The sequence below is a fragment of the Bradyrhizobium sp. NBAIM08 genome, assembly GCF_020193935.1.
GTDB classification, from domain to species: Bacteria; Pseudomonadota; Alphaproteobacteria; order Rhizobiales; family Xanthobacteraceae; genus Bradyrhizobium; species Bradyrhizobium yuanmingense.
The window spans coordinates 1-410 of the sequence record NZ_JADYVR010000864.1 but is presented as its reverse complement, the minus strand read 5'-3'; the positions used below and the strand labels follow the sequence as shown (position 1 = coordinate 410).

1 protein-coding gene is annotated in these 410 nt (G+C 62.7%); it reads left to right on the top strand.

Going from position 1 to position 410, the window contains the following annotated elements; genetic code table 11:
• The coding region (locus tag I6F37_RS42440) for a hypothetical protein (protein WP_225154741.1) at window positions 1-204 on the top strand (204 nt) is incomplete at its 5' end.
• Window positions 205-410: the final 206 nt, after the last annotated feature.

The following is a 410-nucleotide window of genomic DNA, read 5'->3' as shown; positions in this document are numbered from 1 at the left end:
CTCTCCATCCGCGGCTCGGCGCCGCGTGTGGTGCAGGTGGTGGATGGAGAGCGTGCGCGTCCCGTCTTCGCCCAGCTGCGCGCCGCCTGCCCGCCCGCCGACGCGCAGGTGCAGGCCGAACCGTGCGAAGTCCGCACGCGCATTCCCGTTCTGGCGCAGGCAGACCCCAAAATCCTCACCTATGTGGTCGCCACCGTGAACTGACGGAAACGGCACGAGAAAACTCTGCTAACTCTGATCACTCTGCGTGAGGCCATTCTTTTTCTGATGTTTTGGGCTAACGCACCAACCCGCGGCATGACTTCCTGAGCTCAGGAAGTCAACGCTCGTGTTTGAGAAGTCCAGCGGGTCAGCGACACCCTTTGACGCAAAAAACCCTCGACTGCGATCCGCAGCCGAGGGCCAGCATC